This is a genomic window from Sorangium sp. So ce394 (assembly GCF_051474665.1).
GTDB lineage: Bacteria > Myxococcota_A > Polyangia > Polyangiales > Polyangiaceae > Sorangium > Sorangium cellulosum_D.
The window spans coordinates 12,735,467-12,748,786 of sequence record NZ_CP150339.1; the positions used below are offsets into that span (position 1 = coordinate 12,735,467).

Here is a 13,320-nt window from a genome sequence, read left to right on the forward strand (position 1 = left end):
CGCCGGCGCCCGGCTGCCTTCGCCGTCGCGCCGGGCCCTTGCGTGCGCCGCGCCGGCGCCGTCAGCCGAAGCGGACGCGCTCCTCGAAGGGCACGTCGCCGACGGGGACGATCTCGCCGAGGACCCACGCCCGCTCGCCGCTGTCGGCGAGCGCGTCGATGGCCTTGTCGGCCGCGGACCTGTCGACGACCGCGACCAGGCCGACGCCGAGGTTGAAGGTGCGCCGCATCTCGGCCTCGTCGACGGGCCCGCCGCGCTGGAGCAGGTGGAAGATGGCGGGCCGCTGGTAGGAGCCGAGGTCGAGCTGAGCGCCGAGCCCGTCGGGCAGCACGCGCGGGAGGTTGCCTGGCAGGCCGCCGCCGGTGATGTGCGACAGCCCCCGGACCGCATCGCCGCAGGCGGCGAGGAGCGCGGTGATGGCGCGGGCGTAGATGCGGGTGGGGGTGAGCAGCGCCTCGCCGACGGTGGCGCCGAGCTCGTCGACGCGGTCGCCCATGCGCAGCCCCATCTCCTTCTCGAGCACCCGGCGGGCGAGCGAGTAGCCGTTGGAGTGCAGGCCGCTGGACGCGACGGCGAGCACGGCGTCGCCGGGGGCGATGCGCTTTCCATCGAGGATGCGGGAGCGCTCGACGACGCCGACGGCGAAGCCGGCGAGGTCGTATTCGCCGTCGGCGTACATGCCGGGCAGCTCGGCGGTCTCGCCGCCGATGAGGGCGCAGCCTGCCTGCTTGCAGCCGTCGGCGATGCCGCGGACGACGGCCTCGCCGACGTCGACGTCGAGCTTGCCGGTGGCGAAGTAGTCGAGGAAGAAGAGAGGCCGTGCGCCGACGGTGAGGACGTCGTTGACGCACATGGCGACGAGGTCGATGCCGACGGTGTGGTGAACGCCGGTGGCGAAGGCGACCTTGAGCTTGGTGCCGACGCCGTCGGTGCCGCTGACGAGCACGGGCTCGGACAGCCCGCCCGGCAGCGCGCACAGGCCGGCGAAGCCGCCGACGTCGGCGAGCACCTCGGGGGTGCGCGTCGGCTTGGCGAGCCGCTTGATGCGCTCGACGAGCGCGTCCCCTGCATCGATATCGACCCCCGCTTCCCGGTATGTGACGCTCATGCGAGGCGCCATCCCATACCTCGGCGGCAAAGGGAAGCGGGCTCGCTCCCGGCGAGACCGCCGCCTCGCTCCCCGCGAGGGCACCGCGCCTGCTCCCGGCGAGGCCGGCGCCTCGCTCGCGGCGAGGCCGGCGCCTCGCTCGCGGCGAGGCCGGCGCCTCGCTCCCGGCCAGGCGACCGCGCCGCTCGCCACGGCCGGCGAGCGCGGCGGCATGCGGCTGAGGCGCACCCCGCTGCGCCGCCGCCGCAAGCGCAGCGCCGCACGGTTCCCCGAGCGCGCCCGCTCCTCGCGTCGAGGCTCGCGTCGAGGGCCGCCGCCCGGTTGCCCACACCGCGGCGCGCATTCTCTTCGCGCGTCCTTCCGCTTGCCGGTGCGACTTTCTCGCTGGATCCGACCATCTCCGGCCGATGTCGATTCTTCGCTGCGGTGCTGTCGTGAGCGGCTCTCCGGCCTTGTCTTCTGCGCCGCGGTCGACATCCTAGGCGCCCATGTCCGCCGCGCCCGATCCGCCGCCTGCCCTCGTCCTCGTCGCCGCCGCCGTGGTCATCGAGCGCGGCCGCGTGCTGCTCACGCAGCGCAAGGTGGGCGCCCACCTCGCGGGCGCGTGGGAGTTTCCGGGCGGCAAGGTCGAGGCCGGCGAGGATCCGCGGGACGCCCTCGTCCGCGAGCTGCGCGAGGAGATCGGCGTGGAGGCCCGCGTCGGCGACATCGTGGAGGTGACCTATCACCGCTATCCGGCGAAGCCGGTGCTGCTGCTCTTCTACGAGGCTTCCTTCGCCGAAGGGTCTCCCGCTCCGGCCGCGCTCGACGTCGCCGCCGTGCGCTGGGCCGAGGCGGCCGAGCTCCGGGACGAGCTCTTCCCGCCGGCCGACGTCGCGGTGCTCGCCAAGGTGCGCGCGCGCCTCGCGGTGGCCTAGCCCCAATGCCGGTCAGTTAGGGGAAAACCGCATAAATTCATAAGGTTGCGGGTGCTGTGGGCCCGCGACGAGCGGTGCGGCTTCCCGTCACCCCCATCCGGGGACACGAGCGTGTTCATGGCACCGCGGCCGACCGCCAGCAGGAGCCGATCGAGGTCGACGCTATCTCGCGCACTTGACGAGCTTCTTGGGCGGGCGAGAGGCGCAGCGGCAAAAGCGGTGCGCTCACCGGAATAAGCTAAGTATGGCTTTCCGCGATGCGCTGCTCGCTGCCGCCGACTACGTCGGCCCGGCTGACGTCAACAACATCTGCAAGCACTTGCCGGCCGAGTGGATCGAGCAGGCGCTCGCCGCGACCGGTACTGCTACGCTGCGGCGTCGACGCCTGCCTGCCGAGCAGGTCATCTGGCTTGTGCTGGGCATGGCGCTGATGCGCGATCGGCCGATCGAGGAGGTCGTCACCAAGCTGGATCTTGCTCTGCCCGGTGCGAACGGGGCGATCGCCCGCAGCGCCATTCCCCAGGCGCGCGCTCGGCTGGGCGACGAGCCGATGCAGTGGCTGTTCGAGCGCAGTGCCCTGGCCTGGTCGACCCAGAGTGCCGACGCGAATCGCTACCGCGGCCTGGCCGTATACGGCATCGATGGCACGACGCTGCGCGTGGCCGACACGCCGGACAACCGTGCCGAGTTTGGCGGCGCTTCGAGCTCACGCGGTGACAGCGGCTACCCGCAGGTGCGCTTGGTGTGTCTGATGGTGCTGAGCTCTCACGAGCTGGCAGCTGCCAACTTTGGTCCTTACGCAACTCATGAACTGAAGTACGCACGGCCTTTGGTTGACCACATCCACGATCGCTCGCTGACGATCGTGGATCGCGGATTTTTCGGTGCCTCCTTTCTCATCGGGCTGACGAGATCGGGCAGCGAACGACATTGGATGACCCGCGCCCGCTCCACCACCAAGTGGCGCGTGATCAAGCAGTACGGCCCTGACGATGCGCTGGTAGAGATGGCCGTCAGCTCCGAGGCCCGCCGCAAGGACCCATCTCTGCCAAACACATGGCACGTGCGCGCCGTCCGCTATCGGCGACCCGGACATGAGCCCAAGACGCTGCTGACCTCGTTGCTCGATCCAGTGGCCTACGCGGCGAAGGAACTGGCGGCGCTCTACCACGAGCGCTGGGAGCTGGAACTCGCCTACGACGAGCTGAAGACGGAAATGCTCGATCGACGTGAGAGCATCCGCAGCAAGACGCCGATGATGGTGCGTCAGGAGATTTGGGGCCTGCTGTTGGCCTACAATCTCGTCAGGCTGGAGATGGAGCGCGTGGCTGCCGAGGCGCGCGTCCCTCCGACGCGCATCAGCTTCATCATGGCGCTACGTCTCATCCGTGATGAGTGGCTCTGGTCGAGCGACTCCCGTCCCGGAGCCATCCCCGGTCATCTGCACAACCTCCGCCGGGATCTGAAGCGCTTCATCCTACCCCCACGCCGCGCTGAACGAACGTACCCTCGCGCGGTGAAGGTCAAGATGAGCAACTACCCGCGGAAGCGGCCGATCTGAAGGGGATGGAGCTTAACTGACCGGCATTGGGCCTAGCCCCGCGTCGCCCGAGCGCGGATCGGCGCGAGCCGCCGCGCTCGTCGCTTCACGTCAGGCGCGTGCTCGCAGCCGTCGTCGGTGGCCCCTCAGCGCGTCGACGGAGAACGCGCCTGCGCCGCCGAGCGCTAGGGCGACCAGCCCCGCGATATACAGCAGGTTGAGCTCGTACCCGGGCGGGCCGAACACCGGCCCATCCGCCGTCAATCCGATGGTGTTGACGGCGCTGAACCCATGCTTGAGGTGAACGGAGAACATCGCCGTCAGCATCGTGGCGATGAGGGGAACGGCGACGATCGCGGTGAACGCGCCCGCGAGGACGGCGACGCCGCCAAGGAGCTCCACGAACGGCACCGCCCAGGACATGAGTTTCGAGAAGGGGACGCCGAGCTGGGTGAGCAACGCCTCGAATCTGGCGGGCCCTCGGCCGAGCTTCACCCAGCCATGCACGATGAACCCATAGCCCATGACCAGGCGCAGGAGCAGGGGGGTCCATTGGCCGGCTCGCGCTTCGGGGATCGATGGTTTGTTAGCCATACTAACGATGTCTCCTGCCCGAGCGGGTACACGATGCCCCGCGAAGCTCGGTTGGCTGGCGGGGCGGATGAGGGAGCGAGCCCCGCGGTTGGCTGGCGGGGCGGATGAGGGAGCGAGCCCCGCGGTTGGCTGGCGGGGCGGATGAGGGAGCGAGCCCCGCCGTGGGGGCTCGCCGTGGGGAGCTCACATGGCAGGGGGGCAAGCCTCGCCGCGGACGTCGCCGAGCAGGCTCGCGAGCCGCTGTCGGGGGAGCTCGCCGACGGCGCGCTCCACCTCCTGACCGGCGGCGTCGACGGTGAGGAACGTCGGCACGAAGCGCACGCCGTAGTGGGCCGCGAGGGCCTGCCCGCGAGGGTCGTCGACCCGGACGCGCAGGACCGTGCCGGCCTCCTTGGCGCACCGCGCTTCGAGCTCCTTCACGAGCGGCGCCATGCGCTCGCACACCGCGCAGTGCGCGCTCTCAAACTCGACCAGCCGAGGCATCCCCTGGGGAAGCGCGGCGTCGCCGGGCTCGACGGCGCCCTCCGGGGCCGCGCACGCCGACGCGGGGCCGCTGTCGCAGGGCGCGCCTGCGGCCACGGCCGCCGCGGGCGCCGGCGAGAGGGCGCCCAGACGGCCGGTCGCGAACGCGATCCCGAGGACCACGAGCAGCGCCCCCGTCACGCGCTGGAGGGCCGGCGTGGCCGGCATCAGGCGGCGCGCGAGCGCGACGGCCGCGGGCCCGACGAAGGCCGCGACGACGAGCGGCGCGGCGAGTCCCGCGGCGTAGGCGCCGAGCTGGACCGCGCCGGCGAGCGGGCTGGCCCCCGCGCTGGCCGCGTAGGTCAGCGCGGCGCCGAGCACCGGGCCGACGCACGGCGTCCACCCTGCCGCGAAGGCGATCCCGAAGAGCATGCCCCCCCAGAAGCCGCCCGCGGCCGGCAGGCGGGCGAGGAGCGGGCGCGCCTCGCGCTCCAGCCACGGGAGGCGCAGCACGCCGAGGAGCTTCGCGCCGAAGAGCGCCAGGATCGCGCCGGACGCGAGGGCGAGCGCGCGCCGGTGGGGCGCGAGGGCCGCGGCGATCGCCGACGCGCCGGCGCCGAGCGCGACGAGCACGAGCGCGAGGCCGATCGCGAAGCCGACGCCGGCGAGGCGCACGCTGCGGCTCGCCGCCGCGCGGTCGGGACCGCCGAGCGCCCCGGCGCCGCCGAGGGCCGACAGGTAGACCGGGAGCATCGGGAGGACGCAGGGCGACGCGAACGTCAGCAGCCCCGCGCCGAAGAGCGTCAGCAATGAACCGAGCGTCATGGGTCCTCGTGGTGCACTGGATCAGGGCCTGCCAAGCGCCGGCGCGAGCGCCGCCACGTCCACTTCAGCGACAGCGAGCACCGGCTGCTCCACGCTCCTCGCGCAGATCGCGTTGCCGAGCGGCCCCCGGGTGCACCCCACGCCGCGCCCCGCGAGCGCGCGCGCCGCCGTCGCGGCGTCGGACCCGGGGGGCGGCACGAACACCGTGAGCGGCTTGTCCCCGCTCTCGTACATGAGCGCCGCCGTGCGCGTCTCTCCGATCTGGCAGAGGCGCGCCCCGAGCAGCCGGGCGCCGGACACCGCCGGGACGGTCACCGCGTAACCGAGCTTTCCCTCGAGCCACCCGGCGACGGCGCCCGGATCGGAGGACTCGAAGTCGCACGGGCGCTCGCGCGCGAAGCCGCGCACGTGGTGGCTCACGAGCTCGTCGGCCATCGCCGCGCCCACGCCTCGGCTCGGGCTGCCGACGAGCAGCGCGGCGGCCGCCGCGGCGGCGGCGAGGGCTCCCGTGATCGCGAAGGGGCGGCGGCGCGGCGCGCGCGCGCTCCTCGCGGCGGCCTCCGCCCGATCGCGCAGGCGCTTCGGGACCTCCCCGTCCGCCTTCGCGACGAGCGCGCGCCGCACGCCGCCGAGGACCTCCGCGGCGCGCCGGCAGGGCCCGCAGCCGGCGACGTGCGCCTCGATGCGCGCGGCGTCCTCGGGCGTCACCTCGTCGTCGTGCCACGCCGAAATGTTCTCGAACCACTCGCGGTTGCACCCTGCCATGACGTCTCCTCGTGCCGTTCGGAGAGGCCCTCGACGAGCGCGAGCCGCGCCCTCGAGAGCCGTGATCGCACCGTGCCCACGGGGCACCCCTGGAGATCCGCGATCTCCTCGTAGGAAAGGTCCTCGACCTCCCGCAGGAGCAGCGCCTCGCGCCACTCCGGCGGCACGCGCGCGAGCGCGCGCTCGACCTCGTCCGCGAAGCCGCGTCCGAGGAGCTCCGCCTCCAGATCCCCCTGCGGCTCCGGCACCGACTCGGCGCCGCGGCCGCCCTCGATGACCTCGAGGCGCTGCCGGGCGCCGCGCGTCGCGTTGAGCAGCACCGATCGCTCGATGCGGAGCAGCCACGCCCGCATGCGGCCCTCGTCGCGCAGGTCCGCGTGCCGCTCGATCGCGCGCACCACCGTCGCCTGCGCCAGATCCTCGGCGTCCTGCTCCGAGCGCGTCAGGCGGCGCGCCGCGCGCAGGAGGCACGGGAGCTCGGCGAGGAGCCGATCGAGGAACGAGGCGTGGGGAAACGTGGGCATGGGCTGGAGGGGGAGCGGGAGGGCTTTCGCCGGCCTCGTTTCCCTGACACTCCCAGGACACGGCGAGGGGCGCGAAAAGTTCCCGACCCCGCGGGCCGTGCTCGCGCCTTCGTGCTGTAGCGATCCTCACATCTCGGTGAATGCCGTCCGTAGCGCGGGCAACAAAGGCCGCGGGAGGAGAATGGATCATGCGATCGATGTCGACGCTGTCGAGGCTCTGGACCGCCGCCTTCGGGCTCATCCTGCTGCGCGCGGGCGTCGTCTGGGCGGCCAGCGCGCCGTCGTGGGAGAGCTTGCCGCCGATGATCACGCCGCGCGGCGAGCACACGGCCACGGTGCTCCAGGACGGCCGCGTGCTCGTCGTGGGCGGGTACCCGGAGCTGGACGCCTTCTATTACACGAACAGCGAGGCTTGGAGCCTCCGGCAGGTCGAGATCTACGACCCGGCGACCAAGACCTGGTCGCCCGCGGCGCCGCTTGGCCGAGGCCGCGCCGGACACGCGGCCATCCTCCTGCCGAACGGCCATGTGCTCGTGGCAGGCGGCAGGCAGGCGAGCGAGCAGACCGAGGGGACAGAGCTGTCGTCGGCGGAGACCTACGATCCGGCGAGCAATACCTGGACGGCTGCGGGGAATTTGCCGTTGCCCCACCCCGACCCGTCGATGATGCTTTTGAACGGCAAGCCGGTGCTGGTCGGCCTGGCCTGGAACTCGCGCGCGATACTCGACATGTTCCACACGGCCGTCTTCGACCCGGAGACGCGCAACTGGACGGAATTGCCGTTCTGCGACGGCGCGAGCAGGGTCTACCCCGTGGGCGCGACGCTGCTCCACGACGGCCGCGTGATGGCGGTCGGAAGCGGCTGCAGCGTCTATGATCCGGAGAGCCGACTCTGGACCTGGGAGACCGGGGCGGTGCTGTCGACGATCGAGTACACCTACCCTGGAGCGGTGACGCTCCCAGGCGGCGGTGTGCTGGTCGTGGGAGGGACCACGAACGGTCCGGACCCGGAGGTTCACGCCTTCGCGCAGGTCTATCTCCCGGAACACCGGCGCTGGGAGCCGACGTCCGGGCCGTATGCTCCGGCCACGACGCCGTGTCGGCCGACGGGCAGCGCGAGCATCATGGGGATGCGCACATCGCTGCTCCCGAGCGGCAGGGTGCTGTTGACCGGAGGCGTGGAGCCCTGCTGGGCGCGGAACTCGGAGGGCATCATTATCCCCTTCCACGCGACGAGGTCGATCTTCGACGAGGCGACCCTCGCCTGGTCGCCCCTCGAGCTGGAGCCGCCGGTCACCATGGCGCGCGCCCATCATTCCGCCACGCCGCTCCGGGACGGCAGCGTGCTGATCGCCGGCGGATATGTCGATGTTGGCGGGGCGACGGCGTCCGCCCTGCTCTTCCGCGAGCGCTCGCAGCTCGGCGCGGACTGCGAGACGGACAGCGACTGCAACAGCGGCTTCTGTGCGGATGCGGTCTGCTGCGACGCGGCCTGCGCCGGCCCGTGCGACGCCTGCGCGGCCGCCGCCGGAGCGTCGCAGGACGGTGTCTGCACGCCGGTCACGGGCGTCGCGTGCGACGACGCGGACGCGTGCATGGCCGGGGGCGTCTGCGAGGCGGGCGCGTGCGTCGGCGGCGAGGCGGCGCCGGACGGGACGCCGTGCAGCGACGGCGACGTGTGCTCGACGGCGAGCGTCTGCGAGGCGGGCGCCTGCGTGGGCTCGAGCATCGCGGTGTGCTTGCCCGCCGACGTTTGCCACGAGGCGCCGGCGTGCGACCCCGACACGGGCTGCGCGGCGCCTGGGCCGGCAAAGCCTGACGGCACGCCTTGCGACGTCGAGGGCACGGAAGACGGATGGCACGAGACGGGGCGGACAAACGCGGGTCTCGGGGACGACGACCCGATCACCACGGTGCTCCCGGACGGGACGGTCCTCGCGATCGGCCGGCGGGACCGCACCGCCTCGCCGGGATACGTGGGGTTCTGGACCCTCTACGATCCGAGCACGGGCGCGTGGCAGCCCGACCAGGAGATCGGCGGCGTCGACGCCCCAGCGACATCCACGTTGCTTCCGGATGGAACGGTCCTGGTGATGGGGGTGACGGGCTCTGGCTCGACGGTGAGGCGGTTCGACCCGGCGACGGGCGCGTGGACGCCGGCCGCGCCCCCCCTCGCGGCGCGGTCCAGGCACACGGCCACGCTGCTGGCGGACGGCCGGGTTCTGGCCGTGGGCGGCGATGGACACGCCCTCTACGCTGGCGGGAACGGGGTGGAGATCTACGATCCGGTCGCGGACACGTGGACCGCGGCAGCGCCGATGATCGCTTTACGACGGGATCACACGGCGGCCTTGCTGCAGGACGGCCGCGTCCTCGTGGCGGGCGGCTCCCATAACCGCGCGCGCCACTCGAGCGCGGAGGTGTACGATCCGGCGACCAACACATGGACGTCGGTCGGCTCGATGGGCTGGGGGCGCGCGGAGCACACGATGACGCAGCTCGTGGACGGCCGGGTGCTCGTCGTCGGGGGCGTGGCCGACGAGAGCGTCACGGAGGCGGAGATCTTCGATCCTGCGAGCGGCACGTGGACCTCGGCGGGCGAGATGGCCACGGCACGGATGTCCCCTGGCGCGGCGCTCCTCGCCGACGGCAGGGTGATGGTGACGGGCGAATCGATCGCCTCCAACGACGGTGCGCTGGCCGCCGAGATCTATGACCCTGCGAGCGGCACGTGGGCGCTCGCGCCGGCGCTGGACGTGATGCTCGGCCGTCACGCGACGGCGCGGCTCCGCGACGGCCGTGTCCTGATCGCGGGCGGCCACGCCGGCAATGCGAGGCTCGGCTACGGGTATCAGCCGATCGCCAATGCGTGGCTGTATGTACCGGCGCAGCCCGCGTCGCGCGGGACGTGTCAGACGGGCGCCTGCGTGCCGGGGGGCGACGGAAGCGGCGGAGACGGGGGCGGCGGGAGCGGAGAAGGCGGCGCGGGCGCGAGCGGCGGCGCTGGCGCGAGCGGCAGCGGTGGCGTCGGCGCGAGCGGCGGCGGTGGCGTCGGCGCGAGCGGCGGCGGCGGCGGCGGCGCGAGCGGCGGCGGCGGTGGCGCTGACGCGAGCGGCGGCGGTGGCGGCGGCGCGAGCGGCGGCGGTGGGGATGCGAGCGGCGGCGGCGGCGCGAGCGGCGGCAGCGGTGGCGCCGGAACGGGCGGCGGCGGCGATGCGAGCGGTGGCGGCGGCGCTGGCGGCGCAGCCACGGGCGGCCATGGCGGAGACGCGAGCGGCGGCGGCAACGCAAGCGCTGGCGGCGCCGGCGGCGCGGGCGGTACGGGCGGCGCTGCTGCAGGGGGTCACGGCGGCGATGCCGGCGGCGAGGGCTCTGCCACATCCGCCACGACCAGCGCGACCGGCGCCGGGAGCGACGCGACCGCGAGCTCCAGCGCCGGCGCGACCGGCACGCAGAGCAGCGGTGGCGGAGATCTCCCGCCGCCGGGCGCAGGGGGAGGCGGCGGCTGCCGCACGACGCCAGGCCATCAGGAGGGACCGGCCTGGCTGCTCGCGCTCGGCGCGCTCGCCAGCACGCGGCTGCGCCGGCGCACGACGGTTCGCGGCCGTCAGCGCGACCTCGGGCGACGAAGCCCTCGAAGCTAGCTCGTCGCCGCGCCCCGGCCGCCAGCTCTCCCTCGGGCGACGAAGCCCTCGCGGCTAGCTGGTGGCCGCGCCGCGGCCGAGCTGCACGGGCGGCGGGGTCCGCGTGATGCTCCGCCAGGTGTCGACGGCCCAGTCCCGGTCCGACTCCTCCTTGCAGACGATGGTGCAGCGCGCGAGCCGGCCGGCCTCGGGGCACACCATGATGGCCATCAGCACCCAGCACGGCTCCGGCTCGTCATCGCTCTCGCCGTGCATCCACAGCGCGGCGCCCGCGACCTGCCCCTCCTCGTGCTCGTAGCGCAGCCCGGACATCTCGTGCGGCGGGAAGGTGTCCAGCACCTCCTTGGCCGTGAAGGGCGCGCCGTCGTGCCGCCGATAGATCATCGACGAGAGCGAGACCTCGCGGCGCTCGCCCGGATCGAACATCCGCAGCGTCTCCCCGCCGTACAGGAGCTCGGACTCGAACGAGGGATCCACCTGGATGGCCCAGCCGCAGTGGAAGTAGAACCGGATCGGGATGAGCTCGCAGGTGGGCGGCATCGCGGCGCTCAGCGTAGGCGCTCCGCGCGGCGAGCGCACGCGAACCTGCCCCATCCTGGCCGCCGGGGGCGCGGCGCGCAGCCGCGCGGGCGCCCGCGAGGCGGCGGCGATGGGCCGGGGGCCGCCGCGCTCAGCCGTCGGCGGCAGCCGCCGCGCTCAGCCGGCGATGCCGGGCCGCCCGGGCGAGAAGGGCGACAGATCCAGCGGCGGCTGCTCTCCCGCGACCAGCGCCGCCACGATCTTCGCGGTCACCGGGGCGAGGAGGACGCCGTTGCGGAAATGCCCTGTCGCGAAGACGAGGCGCTGGAGCTCCCCCTCGCCGAGGATCGGCAGATCGTCCTTCGTGTGCGGCCGGAGCCCGGCCCAGGTCCGGCCGATCGGCGCGTCGCCGAGCGCGGGCGCGAGCTGCAGCGCCGCGGTCAGCAGATCGCGCACCGCGCGCGAGGTCACGGCGGGGACGTAGCCGGCGAACTCCATGGTCGCGCCGACCAGCACGCGCCCGTCGTCGCGCGGCGACAGGTAGCACCCGGGCCCGTAGATCACCTGCGTCAGCACCGGCGACGCCGGCGTGAGCTCGACGATCTGCCCGCGCGCCGGGCGCACCGCGGCGGGCGCGAGCCCCGAGGCCTCGAGCAGCGACGACCAGCTCCCCGCGGCGAGCACCGTCCAGCGCGCCTCCACCTTGGTCCCGTCCTCGAGCTGCGCCCCGCGCGCCTGCTCGCGGTCGACGAGGACGCGCCGGACGGTCGCCCCGGTGCGGAACTGCACGCCGGCGCGCTCGGCCGCGATCCGCAGCGCGCGCATGAGCGACGGCGGATCGATCCGCGCCTCGTCGGCGAACCACACGCCGCCGGCGACCTCCTGGCAGAGCGCCGGCGCGCGCGCCCGCGCCGCGTCGCCGTCGCAGATCTCCACGGCGAGGCCGGCTTCGCGCTGCCAGGCGACCTCGCGCGCGATCTCGTCGCGCCCGGACGGCGTGAACGCCACGCGCAGCGCGCCGCATTGCCGGTAGCCCACGTCGATGCCCGTCGCCTCGGCGAGGGAGGCGGCGAGCTCCGGGTAGAGGCTCCGGCTCGCGAGGCAGAGCCGCGCGAGGGGGCCGTCGCCCGCGGCCTCGAGCTGGGGGCCGATGATGCCCGCCGCCGCCCAGGAGGCGCCCTCGCCCGGGTTGCGCTCGAGGACGCGGACGGACAGCCCGCGCCGCGCGAGGGCGAGCGCCGACGCGCACCCGGCCACGCCGCCGCCGATCACCACCACGTCGCTCATCGGCGCGTGCATAGCACGCCGGGCGCCGCGGGGAGGCGTGCGGGAGCGCTGCGGGCGGCTGGCGCCGGAAGGAGCGACCCGATGCGTTGCGCGATCACCTCTTCCGCGGCTTCCGTGGAGGGGAACCGGCCTCGGCCAGCGGCCGCTGCTGCCGCGCGTGGGCGTCCTGGCCTAGCGGGCGCGGCGACGAGGGGCGTCGCGGAGCGCCTCATCGAAGATGGAGTCGATCTCCTGACGCGCGGCCTCGTCGTGGTCTCCGGCCTTCATCCGCTCCCAGACCTGGGCTCGCTGCCACTGCTCCGCCCAGCTGAGCTGCTGGAGAGAGTCGCTGCCGGGCGCCGGCAGGGGTGAGGGGAAGCCCTGCGGACCCCCGGCAGGGTTCGGGAAGGGCGGAAGGGCGGGTGGACGATGTGCCGGCGCGTGAGAAGGGGCTAGGGTACTGAAGCAGCAGGAGGGTCGTATGCGGATCGTCATGGAAATCCCGGAAGACGCGTTTCGTACGCCCAAGACCCCGCAGCAGGTCGCGGACGAGATGCGGCAGGCAGCGGCAGTTTTCTGGGTCGCTCGAGGGGACGTCGCGCCGGAAGCGGTGAACGACATTGCCGGGCCGTCCGTGCCCGAGAAGGAAGGCACGCTGTACGAACTGCTCATGCAGGGGCCCAACGTGGGTGACGATGCCGACTTCGAGCGACCCGTTGAGCACGGGCGGGAGTTGCCCGAGTGGGATACCTGATCGATACGAACGTCGCCTCCGAGCTGCGCAAGGCGGGGGCGGCGCACCCCTGTTTCATCGCCTGGTCGAGGCGCGTGGAACAGAGCGCCATGTTTCTCTCCGTGCTTGTGGTCGGGGAGATTCGACGCGGCATCGAAAGCTTGCGCCGCAAGGACCCGGCACAAGCACAGATCCTGGAAACGTGGCTGGCTCGCGTCCTCGTTGCCTTCAGTGGGCGGATATTGCCAGTGACTCAGGAGATAGCAGAGACCTGGGGTCGCCTGTGCGTGCCCGACAAGTTGCCGAGCGTCGATGGCCTCCTCGCGGCCACGGCCATCGTGCACGATTTGACCCTCGTTACCCCTTTTGACGAGCCCTCCTCCCAGCCTTGAGGACACGACCCGTCAAGCCCTGGTGCAAGGC

12 protein-coding genes are annotated in these 13,320 nt (G+C 73.3%); 5 read left to right on the forward strand and 7 right to left on the reverse strand.

Translation table 11 applies throughout. The features are described 5' to 3' along the window. Positions 1–61: 61 nt before the first annotated feature. The gene (gene purM, locus WMF33_RS47040) at positions 62–1,108 is read right to left on the reverse strand and encodes a phosphoribosylformylglycinamidine cyclo-ligase (protein WP_437334673.1); all 1,047 of its coding nucleotides are present in this window, start codon (positions 1,106–1,108) and stop codon (positions 62–64) included. Between the two features lie 488 nt (positions 1,109–1,596). On the opposite strand from purM, the gene mutT reads away from it, so the two are divergent. Both mutT and WMF33_RS47050 read left to right on the forward strand, forming a co-directional pair. Further along, a complete protein-coding gene (mutT, locus tag WMF33_RS47045) occupies positions 1,597–2,025 on the forward strand; it encodes an 8-oxo-dGTP diphosphatase MutT (protein WP_437334674.1) in 429 nt (142 codons plus the stop codon). Positions 2,026–2,269: 244 nt separating this feature from the next. Beyond that, a complete protein-coding gene (locus WMF33_RS47050; RefSeq protein WP_437332111.1) occupies positions 2,270–3,586 on the forward strand; it encodes an IS4 family transposase in 1,317 nt (438 codons plus the stop codon). A 90-nt stretch (positions 3,587–3,676) separates the two neighbouring features. Here the strand turns inward: WMF33_RS47050 and WMF33_RS47055 are convergent, their stop codons facing one another. From WMF33_RS47055 to WMF33_RS47070, 4 genes are all read right to left on the reverse strand, one after another. Next, complete coding sequence (locus WMF33_RS47055; protein ID WP_437334675.1) at positions 3,677–4,159, reverse strand: DoxX family protein; 483 nt, start codon at positions 4,157–4,159, stop codon at positions 3,677–3,679. Between the two features lie 183 nt (positions 4,160–4,342). After that, the gene (locus WMF33_RS47060) at positions 4,343–5,446 is read right to left on the reverse strand and encodes a cytochrome c biogenesis protein/redoxin (protein ID WP_437334676.1); all 1,104 of its coding nucleotides are present in this window, start codon (positions 5,444–5,446) and stop codon (positions 4,343–4,345) included. A gap of 21 nt (positions 5,447–5,467) precedes the next feature. Then, the gene (locus WMF33_RS47065; RefSeq protein WP_437334677.1) at positions 5,468–6,211 is read right to left on the reverse strand and encodes a zf-HC2 domain-containing protein; all 744 of its coding nucleotides are present in this window, start codon (positions 6,209–6,211) and stop codon (positions 5,468–5,470) included. Then, positions 6,151–6,735: an RNA polymerase sigma factor gene (locus WMF33_RS47070; RefSeq protein WP_061621315.1), complete on the reverse strand. Its 585-nt coding sequence runs from the start codon at positions 6,733–6,735 to the stop codon at positions 6,151–6,153. The genes WMF33_RS47065 and WMF33_RS47070 overlap by 61 nt, the downstream gene beginning before the upstream one ends. A 188-nt stretch (positions 6,736–6,923) precedes the next feature. Between WMF33_RS47070 and WMF33_RS47075 the strand changes: the two genes are divergently transcribed. Continuing rightward, the gene (locus WMF33_RS47075) at positions 6,924–10,379 is read left to right on the forward strand and encodes a Kelch repeat-containing protein (RefSeq protein ID WP_437334678.1); all 3,456 of its coding nucleotides are present in this window, start codon (positions 6,924–6,926) and stop codon (positions 10,377–10,379) included. 54 nt (positions 10,380–10,433) lie between these two features. Here the strand turns inward: WMF33_RS47075 and WMF33_RS47080 are convergent, their stop codons facing one another. Continuing rightward, positions 10,434–10,919 carry a hypothetical protein gene (locus tag WMF33_RS47080; protein ID WP_437334679.1) on the reverse strand — a complete coding sequence of 162 codons (486 nt, stop codon included), beginning with the start codon at positions 10,917–10,919 and terminating at the stop codon, positions 10,434–10,436. A gap of 156 nt (positions 10,920–11,075) precedes the next feature. Then, positions 11,076–12,185 carry a glycine oxidase ThiO gene (gene thiO, locus WMF33_RS47085; RefSeq protein ID WP_437334680.1) on the reverse strand — a complete coding sequence of 370 codons (1,110 nt, stop codon included), beginning with the start codon at positions 12,183–12,185 and terminating at the stop codon, positions 11,076–11,078. A gap of 460 nt (positions 12,186–12,645) precedes the next feature. On the opposite strand from thiO, the gene WMF33_RS47090 reads away from it, so the two are divergent. Both WMF33_RS47090 and WMF33_RS47095 read left to right on the forward strand, forming a co-directional pair. Next, positions 12,646–12,918 carry a hypothetical protein gene (locus tag WMF33_RS47090; RefSeq protein WP_437334681.1) on the forward strand — a complete coding sequence of 91 codons (273 nt, stop codon included), beginning with the start codon at positions 12,646–12,648 and terminating at the stop codon, positions 12,916–12,918. After that, the gene (locus WMF33_RS47095; protein WP_437334682.1) at positions 12,906–13,289 is read left to right on the forward strand and encodes a type II toxin-antitoxin system VapC family toxin; all 384 of its coding nucleotides are present in this window, start codon (positions 12,906–12,908) and stop codon (positions 13,287–13,289) included. The genes WMF33_RS47090 and WMF33_RS47095 overlap by 13 nt, the downstream gene beginning before the upstream one ends. The last annotated feature ends 31 nt before the right edge of the window (positions 13,290–13,320 follow it).